Genomic DNA, 19,174 nt, shown 5'->3' on the forward strand with positions numbered 1-19,174 from the left:
TCACTTTTTTGTAGTAACTTTGCGTCTGTAAACAGCATATTTACTATTATATATGAAAAGATATATCAAATACTTAGGTATTGCAGCGATAATTATCGGTATTCTGCTATTTGTTCTCCATGTCGTCCTGAATTATCATGGGAATGCACTCCTGTTCAGTGGCCTCACACTGGTTTTAGGTGGTATCGTCTTATTTGTAAAGGGTGAGGGTACTACTGCTATCCAACCCTCTAACGAGGACAAAGACAAGAAGTAACTATCGTTGTTATCATCACCTGAAAGCAGCCTTAGCAACTCCCCACATCATAACAAGCTCTAACTCGCTTATTCTACATCAGAGAAAAGAATCATACAAGCGAAGGAGTAGTAAAGACAGCTAAGCAGGAAAGAGACTTATCACCCCTTTATAACAAGAAAAATGTTTATTTCATTTTGCTGTCACTTTTAACATTTCGAGTCAACATCCTATTGGTCAACGAATTAGCAAGCCATAATATGTGACAGAAATGACAGGAAACTTCGTTTTAAAAAATCGTACATTACTTGTGTCCTATTCCTCTGAACAGGATTTTTCAACCGCTAAGCCTTATCTTGTCACCCAAGTTTTAGGATTTTCACCAAGTACTTCTGTCTGTTTTAACTTCGTTTTCACCCACCTTATTCATACAGTTTATCGGCAGTGAGAGAGCCTACGAAAAGTCAAATAAACTAAAAAGAAAGAGCACACAACGCCTATCTCTTCACATTACCTTCATGAAAAGAAATAATTATTTACGTGATAAGAAAGATTTTTCTTCATGAAAAGAAACGTTTCCTATCACGTAAATAATTCAAAATCATTGATTGAGTCGAGTCGACCAAACCTACTTTGTCACCGCCTTAAAGCTCATATCAAGTCCTTTAACACTGTGTGTCAATGCACCAAAGGAGATGAAGTCGACCCCAGCCTGTGCGTATGGAATCATCGTATCGAAGGTGATACCACCACTTGACTCCGTCTCACAGCGTCCTCCAACCATCTCAACAGCCTTACGAGTGTCCTCTGGTGTGAAGTTATCAAACATGATTCTGTCGCATCCTTCATGCAAGGCTTGCTCCAACTCATCGAAGTTTCTGACCTCACATTCTATCTTTAAGTCCTCCTTTCCATGTTCCTTACAATATTGCTTGGCCTTAGAGATAGCATTATGAATCCCTCCGCAAAAGTCGACATGATTGTCTTTTAGGAGTATCATATCAAACAATCCAATGCGATGATTCATGCCACCACCAATCTTAACGGCCTCCTTCTCCAACATTCTCATCCCCGGTGTCGTCTTACGAGTGTCGAGGACTCGCGTCTTCGTACCGGCATCTATCAGGGCTTGTTGGTACATGTGCGTCATTGTGGCTATACCACTCATACGCTGCAAGATATTGAGCATGAGTCGTTCGGTCTGTAACAGACTTTGTATCCTACCCTTTACTATCATCACCACATCCCCTGGCTTCACCCATGCACCATCTTCTATAAACACCTCAACTTGAAGTTCAGGGTCGAAGCGATAGAACACTCGTTTAGCAATCTCAACTCCTGCTAAGACTCCTTCTTCCTTTATTAGCAACTTGCTTTCGCCTATTGCGTCTGCAGGAATACAACAAAGCGTTGTGTGATCACCATCTCCAATATCCTCACTGAAAGCAAGTTCGATAAGTTTATCGTTAAGTTCTTCTACTGACAACATAATTATTTGATTAAATTATAAACCTAAACTCTTTGATATCTCCAACATCTTATGAATAGACTTCACGGCCTTCTTGCCCATCTCTGGCTCTACCTCGATAGCAGGCCACTCGTATTTCAGACAGTTATACAACTTATTCAACGTGACAAGTTTCATATACTCACATTCGTTACAAGTGTTATCACTGTCCTCCGCAGGGGCAGGAATGAATGTCTTATGCGGTGCCAATCGTTGCATCTCAACAAGAATACCACTCTCCGTCACCACGATGAACTCTTGAGCCTCATCTGTTACGCTATACTTCAGCAAGGCTGCTGTACTCCCCACCTTGTCTGCCAGACTGATTACGGCTGGTGGACACTCCGGATGAACGAGTACCTTAGCAGCAGGATGCTCGCTTTTCAGTTGTTGTATCTTCGTTGCAGAGAACTTCTCATGAACCTGACAAGCTCCGTCCCAAAGCAACATCTTACGCCCTGTCTGCTCGCTGATATAATGTCCTAAGTTCTTATCTGGCCCAAAGATAATCGGTGTCTCTTTTGGTAAAGACTCTACTATCTGTTTGGCATTACTACTTGTTACCACAACATCCGTCAAAGCCTTCGTTGCAGCCGTCGTGTTTACATAACTGATAACCGTGTGATCAGGATGCGCCTTAACAAACTTCTCAAACTCATCAGCGGGACAACTCTCTGCTAAAGAACAAGAGGCATTAAGGTCGGGAACAAGTATCGTCTTCTCAGGACAGAGTATCTTATTCGTCTCACCCATAAAATGCACACCACACATCACAATGATGTCGGCATCTGTCGATGCTGCCTTCTGTGCCAAGGCCAGACTATCTCCGACGAAATCAGCCAACTCCTGGATGACTCCCTCTGTATAATAATGTGCCATGATAAGTGCATTCTTCTCCTTACACAACCTACGTATCTCTGCCTTAACATCTACCCCTTCTGGGATAGCCTCGTCGATAAAGCCTTGCTCCAACCACTTTTCTTTTATCATCTGATTCTTAGTTATATGTTGAATAAACTATGGTATCTGTGTTTCTCCTTATTATTTATCTATCTTTTCTTCGCTCCTCTTGTCGTAAGCATGCTTCGGATAATCTACCGTATAATGCAGTCCTCGACTCTCTTTCCGCTCTATCGCTTGTCGTGTTATCAGATAACCAACATTAATCATATTACGGAGTTCGCATATATCCTTCGTTGCTTTAACACGCTTAAAGAGGTTCTCCGTCTCCTCATAGAGTAAGTCGAGCCTGTCCCACGCACGTTTCAAGCGTAAGTCACTACGAACGATACCGACATAATTACTCATGATTTCGCCCACCTCTCGAACACTTTGTGTTATCAAGACATGCTCTTCATTGGTCATTGTACCCTCGTCGTTCCATTCAGGGACATCCGTATTGAAGTCATACTTATCAATCATCTCGAGAGAATGAGCTGCTGCCGACTTAGCATAGACGGCCGCTTCTATCAGCGAGTTACTGGCAAGGCGGTTCCCTCCATGCAGTCCTGTGCACGAACATTCGCCCACAGCATAAAGCCGATGAATAGAACTCTCCCCATTTAAGTCTACCTTTATACCACCGCACATATAATGAGCACTGGGACAGACGGGTATGTAGTCTTTCGTAATATCTATCCCAACGCTCATACACTTCTCGTAGATATGTGGGAAATGACGCTTTGTCTCTTCCGCATCCTTGTGTGTCAAGTCAAGACAAACATGGTTGAGTCCGTGTATCTTCATCTCATGGTCGATTGCTCTTGCCACAATATCACGTGGCGCAAGAGAAAGTCGTTCATCATACTTCTGCATGAATTCCTGACCATCTGGCAGTCGTAACACCCCTCCATAACCCCTCATAGCCTCAGTAATCAGGAATGCTGGATGGGTCTCAGAAGGGTTATAAAGAACCGTAGGGTGGAACTGCACGAACTCCATATCCTTCACTGTACCCTTTGCACGATAAACCATTGCAATGCCATCTCCTGTCGCTATCACCGGATTAGACGTCATTGCATAGACAGCCCCAACGCCTCCTGTAGCCATGAGTGTCACCTTACTTAAGAAAGTATCAACTTTCTGTGTATCGGGATTAAGGATATATGCACCATAACATTCTATGTCTTGCGTCCTTCGCGTCACCTTTCTCCCTAAGTGATGTTGCGTGATAATCTCCACAGCATAGTGATTTTCAAACACCGTGATATGCGGGTTAGCCCTCACAGCCTCCATCAGTCCACGTTGAATCTCAAACCCTGTATCATCAGCATGATGAAGTATGCGAAAGTCACTATGTCCTCCCTCACGATGAAGGTCGTATGTTCCGTCATGGCTCTTATCGAAGTTAATACCCCAGTCAACGAGCGTTTGAATTGCTGAAGGCGCATTACAAACGACCTGTCTGACTGCTAAAGGGTCAGAGATATAGTCCCCTGCCACCATAGTGTCATGGATATGCTTTTCAAAATTGTCAACGGCAAGATTGGTAACAGACGCTATTCCTCCCTGTGCCTTAGCTGTGTTTGCTTCGTCCAAAGAGGTTTTACAAATCAATGCAACCCTACCCTTTCCACGATTGGCCACACTGAGCGCATAACTCATACCAGCTATACCACCACCGATAACCAAGAAATCGAATTTATGTATCATTTGTTTGTTAGTAAGATGTCTCTCTTTTAGTTGGTACAAAAGTAATAAAAAATACCATAACATAGGTAAGAAATGAGCATATATATTTACCTTTGCGTGTTAAAAGTTCCCCATCGCCTATTGACTATCACCGAGATAACTTATAAGAACGTTGAGAAAAGAAAAAGAAAGAACACCTAACACGCACACTGTAAATGTAAACATATTTCACCAATAACACCCTTCTTCTTTCGAGAGAGGGCCGAGAATGAGACAAGAAGAGGCCCTTCTACATTCGAGAACATGCCCTTCTTGCACATTGAAGACGCCCTTCTTGAAGCAAGAAAGGCGTCTTCTTCAACGCTGCAGATAACATACTGGTATCATGTATGTTATATTATTAATTACAACTAACATCATACTACTCTTTTGAGGGTACTTAGCTTAACACCCTGTAAGGGTTTTTCATGATTCTACAGATTTATCCAAAGATTGCGAAGGGATAAGTTCTATGCTTGTAAAGAATGTGTAGAACATTACTCAGAAAGTCGGATAGGCTTCTTATTGAGGTCCGGCCCTTATCATTCCACGACTTTATAAAGCAAGAAAAAACGCTATTCAATCTCCTAATCGAAGATAGAATAGCGTTATGTTTATAATGTTCCGTCTAATGATTTAAGCCGAAACAGGAATCTTACTCCTCGTCTGGCACAATGAGTTTATAGCCTTTACCATGGATATTGATAATCTCTATCTGTGGATCTGGCTTCAAGTGCTTACGCAACTTAGTAATATAAACATCCATAGAGCGGGCATTGAAGTAGTTATCATCAATCCAAATAGTCTTCAAAGCATAGTCACGTTGAAGAATCTCGTTAGAGTGTGCGCACAGTAAAGCGAGCAACTCATTCTCCTTTGTAGTAAGCTTTGTGGCCTTCTCTGGGTCGTTATCCAATGTAAGCAACTGTTTCTGTGTGTCGAAAGTAAAGCGACCAATATTGTACATGGTAGACTCCTTGGTCTTTTTACCCCTTACTCTACGCAGGATAGCCTCAATACGGAATACCAGTTCTTCCATTGAGAAAGGCTTTGTAATATAGTCATCAGCACCAATCTTAAAGCCTTCTAAGATATCTTCTTTCAGCTGCTTTGCAGTAAGGAAGATGATAGGAATCTCCGCATTAGCCTGACGCATTTCCTGTGCAAGGGTAAAACCATCTTTCTTAGGCATCATAACATCAAGTACACAGATATCATACTTGCTCTTTAAAAAGGTTCTGTAACCTACTTCACCATCAGGGCAAAGTTCGGCTTGGAAGCCTTTTGCCTGCAGATACTCACTCAATAGTGTTCCAAGGTTCTCATCATCTTCACACAAGAGAATTTTCAACTTATCGTCCATAATCTATACGTATTAAATTGTTTATATACTTTTATTTATGTTTCTTCGTCCTCCTCGTCACGTATAACGGGAAGTTTTATAACGAACTTAGTTCCTTTTCCGTACTCACTCAACACCTTTATCTCTCCTTCATGTAGGTCGACCATCTTCTTCACGTAGGCTAAGCCTAATCCAAACCCTTTCACATCGTGAAGGTTACCAGTGTGAACTCGATAGAACTTATCAAAGATCTTCTTCAGATTCTCCTTCTTTATTCCCTGTCCAGTGTCCCGTATAGAGAGGTAAAGGTTCTCGTTTGTATTCCATGTCTTCAAATAGACGTCTAATGGCTCATCTGGTTTAGCATACTTCACAGCGTTATCTAAGAGATTGAAGATAACATTCTGAAAGTGCATCTCGTCTACATACATGAGGGAATCGACGGCTTCTATCTCTGTGTACACCTTACCTCCCGTATGCTCAACACGCAGACTGAAAGAGTGGGCAATCGTCTCCACCATCTCATTAAGGTCTGTGTATTTCTTCTTTAGCACAGCCTTCTTGCGGTCGTACATACTCATCTGTAGCACCTTCTCAACCAGGAAACGCAGTCGTTTGGACTCATCATTGATGACGCCACCCAAGTGGTCAATCATCTTTGGACTCTTTACGAGTGTCTTATCATTCAACATCTGCGCAGCAAGAGATATACTTGCGATAGGCGTCTTGAGCTCATGCGTCATGTTATTGATAAAGTCGTTCTTTATCTCACTGTATCGTTTCTGTCGGAAGATAGTAACGATTGTAAAGATAAAGGTGACCAACAGTACGAAGGTGAAGATGATTGACGGTATCATAAACCGTACACTGGAGAAGATGTAGTTGTTCATTTGTGGGAAATGAACCTTTACTACGCCCATTCTATTTACTGGGTCGTTACGGAACAACACCTGAGAATAAGTATTCTCCTCGCCATCACTCACATAATCTGGACATCTATAGACTTCGCGTCCATCCTGTGTTGTCACCGTGAAGTGGTAAGGGATGTTGATACCATTGTTCATCATCTCTGCCTTTAAGTCCTGGTCTAAGAGCTTAAAGTTTATTCTATTGCGTAAAGGCTTGTCTGAAGCAGAATAGAGAATATTATAGATAACCTCCTCTAACATAGCTTTCTGATAGACATAACGATTACGAACAATCTCTTGCATATTCTTCTTTGTAGCAGACAACGTACTACTATCACTCCGTAAAATAGAACCTTTCGGGACCAAGGAAGGCTTTGATTGCTTTAGTTTTGCTTCAAAAGAAGTATAGACATCACCCTGGTTGTCTGTCGAAGGGGCTTGATGGGCCGGTGTAGCAGCAGCCTTATCAGCAGCTTGAGCATCGTTGTGTAAACGCTCAGTCTTGTTCACATCGTCCTCTAAATAACGAAGAGTCTCATTCAACTCCATGTTGCGAGATGCCTGATAGAGGGCACGGTTGACGGATTCGTCAAACTGTTCCTTCTTCATCTCAGCCATTTCTTCAATGTAGTTGAGCTGGAGCAGCAGCAAACCAAGGAACGAAAGTCCCATGATTATAGCTATTATCCATATCGTTTTCTTCTTCATTACTCACTGACTTATATGTAAACTGCTCATAAAGAAACTCTATTCACAGCACTATATCTTTATTTTCCGACTGCAAAGATAGGATTTCCTTAAATGTTTAACATCTAAAAGTTAAGAAATAACTCATAATTGATTTTAGTTAACTAAATACTACTTTTTAGATTAATAATTATCAAGTATAAACTTTTACATACTGTTTTGATTACTCCAAAAGATATACAAGAAAGTAAAAGAGCTAATAAAACATTTGTTTAGATTCACAAAACAAAAGTAAGTAAGTCTTTCTATAAATCAATAAAAAGCATTAGCTGAAAACAAAACGTTTATTCTTTATACAAAAAACACCTAAGAAAAATATTATTTTATTATCTTTGTAGAATCATTAAACCTATTGCCTATAAACAAAAATAAATTAATATGCTATCCAGTAAACATCTCTCACATAAGTTAATCTTTCATGTATTACAATATTATAATGATAATAATAACCTAACTTCTCATATTTTACCGATGTGTTGATGCCCAGCACGAGTGGTGATGATGGTAAACACCAAGCGTGTTGAGTGCTTAGTATACTATAAAAATAGCTATAAATATAACAAACCTCATGACAATTCAAAGATTACAAACAAGACCTTTCGCAACACACATCATCTTAGTTATAACTCTATTGTTACTGAACCTATCTAATCTTATGGCTCAACAGACCGTAACCTTTAGTATCCAACAACAAACAAAGGAACCTATTGATGCAGCAACAATTATCATTTCTGATCAGAAGACAGGAAAAGTAATTGCCAATGGACTAACTGAGACGGACGGAAAGTTTAATTACGCCCTTATTGATGGTAGTTATCAACTATACTGCGGAGCTATCGGATGCCGTGATACTACTATTCTTTTCTCCATTCCAAATAACCATTCCATTTATAACATCTATTTATATCCTGACGGTACAGAGCTGAAAGACGTTATTGTCACAGCTCGCAAACAACGCTCACTCATTAAAATGGAAAGTGGGAAGATAAGCATTTCTATTGCAGAATCCTATCTTGCTAACCTTGGCAACTCTTTAGATGTTCTGCGCCACACCCCAAGTGTAAGGCTTGATAATAAAGGAAATCTATCGCTTTCTGCCCTTGGTAATGCCGCCGTTTACGTGAACGGAAAACGCATACGACTTCAAGGTGAAACGCTTACAGCCTATCTGCGTACTATTCCATCTTCTAACATTGCAAGCATAACTACTTCAACCAACCCTGATGCAAGTTATGATTCAGAAGGAGCAAGTGGTATTATTGACATAAAACTAAAAGACAACAGCGAACAGGGACTTTACATCTCGACTTCTAATGGCATATCATTTTGGAATCACATACGACAAAGTTCTGATTTCAGTATGTCTTATAACAAACGAACATGGCAGTTAGGTTTCAACTATAGTCATAACATTGGACACTATGACATGGAATATGGTACTGATAGAATACAAGAAGGAGACCGAAACTTCTCAGAGACCGATGATACAGACAAGCGTAACACTTACGCAGGGGGACTAGCTTTTGTATTCCAACCTAACAAGAAACACAAACTTATGCTAAATGCATCAGTTGATGCCTTAACAGGTCCCGGAGTGACAGCAACAACTACTTGGATATATAAAGGTAGAGACACGCTTCATGAAATTCTTAAAGCAAGGAATGATTATACCAAACAAGAGAATACAAAATATACGACAGGCATAGGCTATCTGTTCAATATTACAGAACAGCAGACCATCACTGCAAATGCAGACTGGATTCACGTTGATGTTGTAAGTAATAACAATCAGCCTAATACGTTTTACTCTCCAAATGGAACATTACTAAGGGAAGACAACTATCCAGCTAAATCCAAGAAGAATATAAACATCATATCATCTGCTATTGACTATAAACTGAAGAATAGCCATGACGGAGAGCTCCTTACAGGTATTAAAGCTGCCAAGGTAGAAAGTAACAATCGCTTTGGCTTCTATGCAAAAGGTGTGCTTGACAACACAAGATCTAACAGGTTTACCTACCAAGAGTCAAATCTTGAAGGCTATATACAATATGCCCAGAAATGGAAACATATACAGGCAACTGCAGGTATGCGGATTGAATATATGCAGACTATCGGGACTTTAGAATCCTATTTGGACGGAAAACTGATGGAGGAGAATAAGAACAATCACACAAGACTCTTTCCTAATCTTTCTATCAGTTATAATCTTAACAACAAAGCAAAGCTCACACTTGCCTACAGTAAACGGCAAGACAAAGCAAGATACGAAGACCTTAACCCCATTGAATATCTGTTAGATGAACTAACCTATTGGAAAGGGAATCCATTTATTCAGCCACAAATAAATCATAGGATATCTTTAGATTACACAAAGAATAATCTTAGTGTAATGCTCTCTTACAATCAGCTAAACAATTATTTTACGCAACTTCCCGATGCATACAAGAAAGACTGCATAGTCATGACAACCAAGAATATTGGTAAACAGAAACAGCTGGCACTTGACCTTATCTATAACAAACGTCTCACCTCATGGTGGGATGTAAGTGCAAACATCGGTGCTTACTACTTTATCAACCATCTTGATTATGAATCTTATAGAGAAGACTACCGGCGCCCCTCATGCAATCTTTCACTTTCAAACGACATACAACTACCTGCAAAAGTTCGTATGGAACTGTCAGCAAGATACGCAAGTAAACGACAAGGCAGAAGTTATGAGGTTTTCAAACCAAGTGGAAGTATAGATATCGGACTGAGTAAACGATTACTCCGAGACAAGCTCTCCCTATCTTTGATGATTACCGACCTACTTCACACTGAGCGTTGGGACAGCTATGGACGCAAAGGAACATTAGAGTTAGACATTTGGGGACATAGTGAAAGCCGTCAAATTATCTTCCGTGTGCATTACAACTTCGGAAGTAGAAAATTTGAAACAAATAAGAACAAAGTAAAGGAGGCAGAACGTCTGTAATTATCTGCTAATTAAATCCCTTATGAGAAAGCTATCAACCCCTTTTGAAGAAACAGTCGACTGTTTTTAAAGAAATGGTCGACCGTTTTTAAAGAAATGCTCGACCGTTTTGCTTATGAACATTTTAAGACTATCTAATCACTACACAAGTAGATAAAAATTAGAATAGACAGAAAACTCTTCTACACTACAAAATCTCAATCCGTAGGCAAGATGTGCTCTGTGGGGTCAACTTAAAATGGTCATTGATACGAAGACCAAGGACCCAAAGGATGGTACCTGTGGCATCAAGGAGTACCAGTTGGTTACGTTTCTCAAAGCGGTTACGTTTGAGATTAGTGAGGAAATCACTCACAAGTTGGCTTCCTCGCATCCCAAGAGGAGTAAAGCGGTCGCCCTCCGCAACACGTCGTAAGGTCAAAGGGAAACGTATAGAAGAGGCATCAAGGTCGACGATTGTAGGATTCTTAGAGAAAGAAACGGTTGAAGATGGGGCCAACGTCCGCTCTGTCAGTCGAAGAGAAAGTTGCTCATCATAGACATAACGCCCCGTCTCGGGGATAACAAGCGTGCGAGGCTCACCTTCTTCACGAGGTAGAACCATAAAGAAACCACGGTCATGGGTGAGTTCATGCGTTGAAGAATACCATAACTGCCCCGTCTGCCCATCAAGGTGTGAGACCATCTCCGTTATCTGAGAAGATGAAAAACCGAGTGGCTTAAGAATATAAAAAAGGAGGTAAGCGGGCGAAGGAAATGCTCGAACAGTTGTCAAATCAAGTTGGAAAGGATGCTTACTCAGACTACTTTGACTTACAGAAGTCTCTGAACAGAAAAAGTGAACAGCTTTCCCCAAAGCCGCATGAAGCGACTCCTGCACAATAGCCTCTACATCCGAGAGATGATTAGCAGTAGTAAGAATAGCCTCCGTAACCGACGGATTAATCTCAGCCAACTGTGGAAGAATATTCAACCTAATCTTATTTCGCACCACATCATCCATAAGGTTAGTGCTATCGGTTACAAATGTAGATGCGTGTCGACGAAGATAATCCTCAATCTCATGGCGTGTCACGCAAAGCAAGGGACGTATAATGTCATTCTTCCGAGGACGAATACCCATCAAACCACTTAGTCCAGTGCCCCGAACAAGGTTGATAAGAATTGTCTCTACAGAGTCTTCTTTATGATGACCTACGCAGATACCTTCAGCTTTTAATGCTTCTTTCAATTGAAAGAAATAACGATAACGCAATTCACGCGCTGCCATCTCAATGCTCACCTTATGTAAGTCAGCATAAGACTGCGTATCAAAATGGACTTTATGGAGCGGTATATTCTCACGTTGACATAGTTCTTCACAGAACCGTTCATCCCTCATGCTCTCCTCACCACGCAGTCGAAAATTGCAATGAATAGCCTCAACACGATAACCTAACTCCTTGAGACATAGCAGAAGAGCAACACTATCGGCACCACCAGACAGCGCTACTAAATAAAGAGCATCTACCCGAAGCAGATGCTCAGAAGCTATGAATCGTTTTATCTTATTCAACATAAAGGACCAAACCCTTCAAATATTCGCCTTCTGGATGATAAATATTAATTGGGTGATCAGCAGGCTGATGAAGCTGATGGAGGATGCGCACCTTACGACCAGCTTGTGCGGCAGCCGTGAAGACAGCCTGTCTAAAATTGTCCTTTGTGACTACCTGCGAGCAACTAAAGGTAAACAAGATTCCTCCGGGCTTAATCTTTTCAAATCCTTTGACGTTCAATCGTGTATAACCACGCAATCCATTCTTCAACGCACTACGGTGTTTTGCAAAGGCAGGAGGGTCGAGAATGATAAGATCATACTTACCATCATGGTCGTCAAGATATTTGAAAGCATCCTCACAGATAGCCTCATGGCGTGAATCACGAGGGAAATTGAGTTCGACATTCTTGTTAGTTAGCTCGATAGCCTTCGCTGAACTGTCAACAGAATGTACCACTTCTGCCCCACCACGCATAGCATAAACAGAGAAGCCACCCGTGTAACAGAACATATTCAACACACTTCTTCCCTTAGCATAATACTCTAAGAGAGAGCGATTCTCACGTTGATCGATAAAGAAACCCGTCTTCTGACCCTTTAACCAGTCAATATGGAACTTTAAGCCATTCTCAATCGCAATGTTATTGTCGGTGTCTCCGTAGATAAAACCATTCTCTTGGCCGAGTTCCGCTTTGTAAGGAAGGGTCGTCTCACTCTTATAATAGATACTATCCAACTTATCGCCCATTACCTTAACAAGGGCTTTCGCAATCACTTCACGGCATACATGCATACCTACAGAATGGGCTTGCATAACGGCTGTCTTGCCATACACGTCGATTACCAAGCCTGGGAGGTTATCGCCCTCACCATGAACAAGACGATAAGTAGTATTAGGGAACACCCCTACCGACGTGGGTTCTTCCCGAATAACACCAATCGCTTGGCGCACTTGGAGGGCCGCACTCAATCGACTCTCCCAAAACGTGTCATCAATCTTTACGTCATGGAAGGAGAGAACACGGACGGCAATAGAACCTATCTGGAAATGTCCTACAGCAATAAACTTCTTGTCGTGCGTTAGGACACGCACTATATCGCCCTCTTCAAGTCCCACTTCAATCTTGTTGATAGCACCTGAGAAGACCCATGGATGGAAACGAAGAAGACTCTCTTCTTTGCCCCTTTTCAAATATACTTGCTTATACATAAAGTTCCGTTTTAGCGTTTATCGTTTTCTTCTACTTGATGATCTCCGAATTACTTTCATGAACAAAAAGATTTATTTACATGATAAGAAATATTTTTCTTCACGATAAAAAATATTTTTCTTCACGACAGTAATCTACATAGAACCTATCATTCTGTTGTTACGTCCGCCTCCTTTTCGCTCTCTTCAACCGCTGGCTTCACCTTTGGAGGTACTACAATGAGCTCGTAATCACCACTGTGTTTTAGCTCGTGTAGCCGCTCGTAGAGTTTAATACACGTCCAAGCATCTGTTGAAGCATAGAGTTTCTGCTTATCATTCAACACCTCGTTCTCCCAATTCGATAGCTGTTCACGTTTTACGATACGCTCATGGAAGACATTGGCATAGAGTTTCTGCAGACTCATATCCTCTATTCCCAAAGATTTAACATAGTCTTGTAGGTCGATAAAATAACCCGGCTTGAAATCAAGACGTTGATGCAACATCAGCATGTCATCACCCAATGAGAGACCAACCTTAGGTACCGTTGTATCTTCAAGGAAACGTTTAATACAATCAGGCACACCTATGAGGTTCAGTCGAAAGAGGAAGCATACCTCATGGTCGCAGGCCTGCAAGAGCGCAACCTTGCGTCGCTGTCCCTTCTTGAAGACAGGACGCGTCTCCGTGTCAATACCGATGATATCCTTAGAAAGCAGATAATTAACTGCCTTCTCAGCCTCAGCTTCATTCAAGACAACGACAATCTTCCCTGGGAAAGTAACCCTTGGTAACTGTGATATCTTACTTTTATCAAATCGATTGTATATTTTTATACTCATTTCAGATTGCATACTAACTTGCAAAATTAAAAAAAAAGTTTGAAAAACTATGCTTATGTGGCACTTATTTATTACTTTTGCAAGTATAAATGAATAACGATAAATGGCAAAGAAGAAATCAGAACGCAAGAGCAAAACATTCACCGAGGCACTCGGACTAAATAACATTATTAACGACAAGACGGGATTTGTTGTTGGACTCATCCTCCTTTGTGTTGCTATCTATATCTGTGTGGCTTTCTTTAGCTATTTTAATACAGGTGCAGCAGACCAGAGTTTAGTTACCGACTTACGCCCTGGCGAGGTAGAGAACGCTAACAGGGCCTTCCAAAACACTTGTGGTTCATTGGGTGCATTACTGTCATACGGACTCATCTCCCGCTGCTTTGGTATTCCTGCCTTTATCATTCCTGCTTTCATTGCATTGTGCGGTATCCGAATGATGGGTGCCTACAAGAAGCTAAGTCTTATGAAATGGTTCATGGGAATGGCTTTAGTGATGATATGGTCGTCTGTAACCTTTGCGAAAGCCCTCACTCCACTGATGGGCAACCAAGTATATAATCCAGGCGGAGACCACGGAGCCTTCTGCGTTCAATACATGGAGAACCTTGTTGGAACACCTGGTTTGATAGCCATCTTGGTGATTGTGATGTTAGCTTATCTCACCTATCTCACCTCCGAAACAATAACCGTTGTAAGAAAACTGATGAACCCCTTTGGCTATATCCGCGATAAGGTGAAGTTCACAGTGGTTCATGATGATAAGGGAGAGAATGTTAATGAAGCATGTGATGAGGAGGCCATCATTGGAGGAGAGCCTGTAGAGGCGTTAGTATATGACGACCCTACTCGTGCTGAACCTATTGACCTACCGACACAGCCTGCGACAGAACCACAAGAGCTTAACACTCTCTATACGCCAGACAGCAACGAGAAAGCGAAGAAGACAGCAGAGAAAGAAGCACCAGGATTTGAGGTTGAAGAAGAGAAGATTGAGGAAAAGGCAAACAGTAAGACACTTGCTAACAACAACCTTCCGCTAACCCCTATTAATCCACGTGAACCTTTCACGAGATGGAAATTCCCTTCACTCGACTTACTGAAGGAATATAATTCTGACACGAAGACTAACTACGTTAGCCAAGAGGAGTTAGAAGCTAATAAAGACCGCATCATCAAGGTGTTAAACGACTTTGGTGTACAAATTAGAAGTATCCGTGCAACAGTCGGTCCGACGATTACGCTCTACGAGATAACACCTGCACAGGGTATTAGAATCTCTAAGATTAAAAACCTCGAAGATGATATTGCACTGAGCTTAGCGGCTATCGGCATCCGTATCATTGCTCCTATGCCAGGCAAGGGAACAATAGGTATTGAAGTTCCAAATGCTAAGCCGAACATCGTGTCCATGTTCTCAATCCTAAACTCACGTAAGTTTCAGGAATCAACGATGGAGTTACCGATCGCATTGGGTAAGACTATCACCAATGAGGTGTATATGGTCGACCTTGCCAAGATACCTCACTTGCTCGTTGCGGGTGCTACCGGACAGGGTAAGTCAGTCGGTCTGAACGCTATCATCACCTCCTTACTCTACAAGAAACACCCTAATGAGCTGAAAATAGTACTCGTAGACCCGAAGAAGGTGGAGTTCAGTGTTTACTCTCCGATTGCTAAACCATTCATGGCGGCAGTAGAGGAGAATGAAGACGAGCCTATCATCACAGACGTTCAGAAGGTGGTAAAGACGCTGAAAGGTCTTTGTGTACTGATGGATGAGCGTTATGACCTACTGAAAGCAGCACGTGTCAGAAACATAAGGGAGTACAACCAGAAGTTCCTTGGACACGGACTGAACCCAGAAGAAGGACACGAATACATGCCTTACATCGTGGTTATCATTGATGAGTTTGGTGATTTAATTCTCACTGCAGGCAAGGAAGTGGAAATGCCTATCACACGTATCGCCCAGCTGGCACGTGCCGTCGGTATTCACATGATTATTGCAACACAGCGACCAACGACATCTATCATCACTGGTAACATCAAGGCGAACTTCCCTGGACGTATCGCTTTCCGCGTAGGAGCGATGATGGACTCACGTATTATCCTTGACCGACCAGGTGCACAACAGCTTGTCGGACGTGGTGACATGCTCTATCTTAATGGAGCTGACCCCGTTCGAGTACAGTGTGCCTTTGTCGATACACCAGAAGTAGAGAACATCACGAAGTTTATCGCTAACCAACCAGGACCTGTTCGTCCGTTAGAAATCCCAGAACCGCTGTCTGAAGACGAAACTGGTGGAGGCGGTTCACTGGATACACACAACCTTGACCCTCTCTTCGAGGAGGCTGCACGTGCTATTGTTGTCACTCAACAAGGTTCAACAAGTATGATTCAGCGCCGTTTGTCTATCGGTTACAACCGTGCTGGTCGTCTGATGGACCAATTGGAGAAGGCAGGTATCGTGGGTGCTGCTAAGGGTTCAAAGCCTCGTGAGGTACTGATAAGCGACGAGGTGAGTCTTGACAATATGCTGACTGTCCTGCGTGGATAAGATGCATCACCAAATTGAGAAGTCTTGCTTATAAAGCCCTATCGCAAACTTGTCAGAACACTCAAAGGTAATAAATGTCTGTAAACAAAAAAGATATATCAACTGACTACGTTTCTATGTAGCAGCAGTTATCAATAATAAAAACAATAAAACGATGAAGCAAATTAAATATTTACTTTTGTTCGCAGCCATCTTTATGGCAAATAGTGTATTCGCACAGAATGCCAATCAGGCTAAGGCTTGTATGGATAAAGCTACAGCCAAAATCTCTAATTTAGGTGGGTTTACTGCTCGCTTCGAACTTTCCAGACCTGGTGCCGTTGGTAGGACATCAGGTACTATATCTGTGAAAGGTATTAAGTTTGTGGCTACGACCCCACAGACAACAGTATGGTTTAACGGTACAACACAGTGGTCATACATGAAGTCTACGAATGAGGTGAATGTATCAACGCCTACCGAAGCACAACGTCTCTCAATGAACCCTTACGCATTGATGACCTTGTATCGCCAAGGTTACGACCTCTCAATGACCAATGAAGGGGGTGCTTACGTGGTACACATGAAGTCAACCAACCCAAAACGTAACATACCAGAGGCCTTTGTGACTGTAAACAAAGCCTATCAGCTACAAAAGATTAAGATTAAGCAGGCTAATAAGTGGACAACAATTACCGTTTCTGGTATTCAGCGTAAGAACCTCTCAGATAATATCTTTACTTTCAATAAGAAAAGTCATCCCTCTGCTGAAATCATAGACTTGAGATAAATGACTTACTGGGAGGCTATTCAAACATTGCATAAGCACTTCTACCTGTCTGGTAGGAGAAATAAAATATGGCAAGCCAACAGCGTAGCAAAGTATATTTACTACGTGTTGGCTGTCTTTCTTTATGCTTATCTTGCATGGATAGGATGTGAATTGGCAGACCTCACCATCAATGATAATCTTGGAGGCTACCGATTCATCTATGCCCTGCTGCCGCTATTTCTGTTCATCGATTATCTTTTCAGATATACAACAGACCATCGGTTGCTGATGAATATCCGCCCATATCTACTCTTACCACTACCGAAACATAGCTATACAGACTATCTGATTCTGCGACAACTGATAGTTTTTAAGAATGTGAACCTTCTTTTTATCTGTATTCCCTTTGGTATTAGGACTGTCGTTCCAGAGTTAGGTGCAACGGCTATGATTGGTTATACAGCAGGACTTTATCTCCTTCTACTTATTAACGGACAATTCTTCCAGTTTACGCAAGTGCTGACGGCACGTGGACTGTGGTATTGGCTCATACCGATTCTTACCTATTTATCTATCGTCATCATAACTATCTTCTTCCCTTCTCCACAGGGTTACCTCCACTGTTGGGCAGAGATTGGTAATGCTATGATAAGAGGAGAGATAGGGATATATGCTGTTTTAGCATTGTTACTCATAGGAATGATATTGCTAAATCGTAGCGTCCTTGAACGTCGTATCCGCCAAGAGCAATACACGTCAGAAACTTCTAAAAGAGACAAGAATAATATCAATCTTACGATCTTCGACCGTTTCAATAAAATTGGAGAGTTTCTTAAGATTGAGACTTGGAGTATACTACGCAACAAAAGACTCCGTTTGATATTCTATCTAAACACCTTCGGTATCTTTATATTTAGTCTAATCACAGCCTTTGACCCAGAGAGTGACATGGTAAAGAGTAACGGCTTTCTCTACTATAGCTTTATCGTCTATGGACTAAGTTCGCTCTCAAGAATCATGTGTTATGAAGGGAATTACTACGAATGCCTACTGATGCAACGCAATAGTATCCAAAACCTTTTGCTTGCAAAGTATTATTTTTATACAGCCTTACTATTGATTCCGCTGCTCGCCTTCCTCCCTTTAGCTCTAATTGGGAGGATAAGCTTTTGGACAATACTATCCTATGTCCTCTTTGCAGCTGGTGTCGCCTATCGTATTCTATTTCAGATGGCAATATATAATAAGGTGACTTTCTCTATGCAAGCTACACACACAGAAAAGAATGTAAACACGAATTATATACAGCTCATCGTTACGCTCGTTACCATCATCAGTCCTTTCCCAATCACCGCATTAGGTGCATGGTGGCTAAACCAACCTATCATCACCAATACCCTCCTCTCTCTCCTTGGTATCTTCTTCATTTCCACCCACCGCCGTTGGCTTATTAGTATCGCCCAAAAGATGAAAGACAACCAATACGACCAACTTGAAGGCTTTCGAAGAAGCAGATAAAACAAGTTACTATCTGCTAGTACATAAACACAAAACACCTATTCCCCTAATTTGTAAGAATAGAAAACATCCCTCCCCACTTGAGAATATTGATTCCCAAGCCCTATAAGCCACACTTACCCTTACCTGTTCTATCCCCTGTCCATCTATAATTTCGTTTCTTCCCCACCGCCCACTTGTATCATTCTGAGATTCAATAGAATAATAGGAGTTATGCTTAAGAATTACTTTTTATGACAAAAAAACTTACCAAAAACAAAAACACAAGTAACGAAAAGACCGCTTGACAAAGGATAAGACTAAATCAACCAGTGCATGTCATCAACTATAAATCATTCTTTAGCTACAAAGAGCTACATTCCTTTATTCATAG

General features: G+C 41.5%; 13 protein-coding genes. 5 read left to right on the top strand and 8 right to left on the bottom strand.

Annotation, left to right across the window (positions count from 1 at the left end; translation table 11 throughout):
* Positions 1–52: 52 nt before the first annotated feature.
* Positions 53–256, top strand: coding sequence for a hypothetical protein (locus tag HMPREF0666_RS09330; RefSeq protein ID WP_009012119.1), 204 nt, complete (start codon positions 53–55; stop codon positions 254–256).
* 607 nt (positions 257–863) lie between these two features.
* Here the strand turns inward: HMPREF0666_RS09330 and nadC are convergent.
* From nadC to HMPREF0666_RS09355, 5 genes are all read right to left on the bottom strand, one after another.
* On the bottom strand, positions 864–1,724 hold the full coding sequence (gene nadC, locus HMPREF0666_RS09335) for a carboxylating nicotinate-nucleotide diphosphorylase (protein ID WP_009012121.1): 861 nt from the start codon (positions 1,722–1,724) through the stop codon (positions 864–866).
* A gap of 15 nt (positions 1,725–1,739) precedes the next feature.
* Positions 1,740–2,732 carry a quinolinate synthase NadA gene (gene nadA / locus HMPREF0666_RS09340; protein WP_009012122.1) on the bottom strand — a complete coding sequence of 331 codons (993 nt, stop codon included), beginning with the start codon at positions 2,730–2,732 and terminating at the stop codon, positions 1,740–1,742.
* A 51-nt stretch (positions 2,733–2,783) separates the two neighbouring features.
* A complete protein-coding gene (gene nadB / locus HMPREF0666_RS09345; RefSeq protein WP_009012123.1) occupies positions 2,784–4,394 on the bottom strand; it encodes an L-aspartate oxidase in 1,611 nt (536 codons plus the stop codon).
* Between the two features lie 673 nt (positions 4,395–5,067).
* On the bottom strand, positions 5,068–5,775 hold the full coding sequence (locus tag HMPREF0666_RS09350; protein ID WP_009012124.1) for a response regulator transcription factor: 708 nt from the start codon (positions 5,773–5,775) through the stop codon (positions 5,068–5,070).
* 35 nt (positions 5,776–5,810) lie between these two features.
* The gene (locus tag HMPREF0666_RS09355) at positions 5,811–7,370 is read right to left on the bottom strand and encodes a sensor histidine kinase KdpD (protein WP_009012125.1); all 1,560 of its coding nucleotides are present in this window, start codon (positions 7,368–7,370) and stop codon (positions 5,811–5,813) included.
* A gap of 607 nt (positions 7,371–7,977) precedes the next feature.
* On the opposite strand from HMPREF0666_RS09355, the gene HMPREF0666_RS09360 reads away from it, so the two are divergent.
* A complete protein-coding gene (locus HMPREF0666_RS09360) occupies positions 7,978–10,392 on the top strand; it encodes an outer membrane beta-barrel family protein (RefSeq protein ID WP_009012126.1) in 2,415 nt (804 codons plus the stop codon).
* Between the two features lie 187 nt (positions 10,393–10,579).
* On the opposite strand, the gene tilS is transcribed toward HMPREF0666_RS09360, so the two are convergent.
* The 3 genes from tilS to HMPREF0666_RS09375 all read right to left on the bottom strand — a co-directional run bounded on the left by tilS (position 10,580) and on the right by HMPREF0666_RS09375 (position 13,966).
* The gene (gene tilS, locus HMPREF0666_RS09365) at positions 10,580–11,950 is read right to left on the bottom strand and encodes a tRNA lysidine(34) synthetase TilS (RefSeq protein WP_009012127.1); all 1,371 of its coding nucleotides are present in this window, start codon (positions 11,948–11,950) and stop codon (positions 10,580–10,582) included.
* Positions 11,940–13,142 carry a class I SAM-dependent rRNA methyltransferase gene (locus tag HMPREF0666_RS09370; protein ID WP_009012128.1) on the bottom strand — a complete coding sequence of 401 codons (1,203 nt, stop codon included), beginning with the start codon at positions 13,140–13,142 and terminating at the stop codon, positions 11,940–11,942. Before HMPREF0666_RS09370 ends, tilS begins: the two co-directional genes overlap by 11 nt.
* A gap of 149 nt (positions 13,143–13,291) precedes the next feature.
* Entirely contained in the window at positions 13,292–13,966 is a 675-nt protein-coding gene (locus HMPREF0666_RS09375; RefSeq protein WP_042856249.1) for a 3'-5' exonuclease, read from the bottom strand.
* 103 nt (positions 13,967–14,069) lie between these two features.
* Here HMPREF0666_RS09375 and HMPREF0666_RS09380 point away from each other — a divergent pair, with 103 nt between their 5' ends.
* The 3 genes from HMPREF0666_RS09380 (at position 14,070) to HMPREF0666_RS09390 (ending at position 18,801) form a co-directional block, all read left to right on the top strand.
* Complete coding sequence (locus tag HMPREF0666_RS09380) at positions 14,070–16,532, top strand: DNA translocase FtsK (RefSeq protein ID WP_009012130.1); 2,463 nt, start codon at positions 14,070–14,072, stop codon at positions 16,530–16,532.
* A 154-nt stretch (positions 16,533–16,686) separates the two neighbouring features.
* Positions 16,687–17,301 carry a LolA-like putative outer membrane lipoprotein chaperone gene (locus tag HMPREF0666_RS09385; protein WP_009012131.1) on the top strand — a complete coding sequence of 205 codons (615 nt, stop codon included), beginning with the start codon at positions 16,687–16,689 and terminating at the stop codon, positions 17,299–17,301.
* A complete protein-coding gene (locus HMPREF0666_RS09390; RefSeq protein WP_009012132.1) occupies positions 17,302–18,801 on the top strand; it encodes a DUF5687 family protein in 1,500 nt (499 codons plus the stop codon). It abuts the gene before it with no gap.
* Positions 18,802–19,174 lie beyond the last annotated feature (373 nt).

Source organism: Prevotella sp. C561, assembly GCF_000224595.1.
In the GTDB taxonomy this organism is placed as follows: domain Bacteria; phylum Bacteroidota; class Bacteroidia; order Bacteroidales; family Bacteroidaceae; genus Prevotella; species Prevotella jejuni.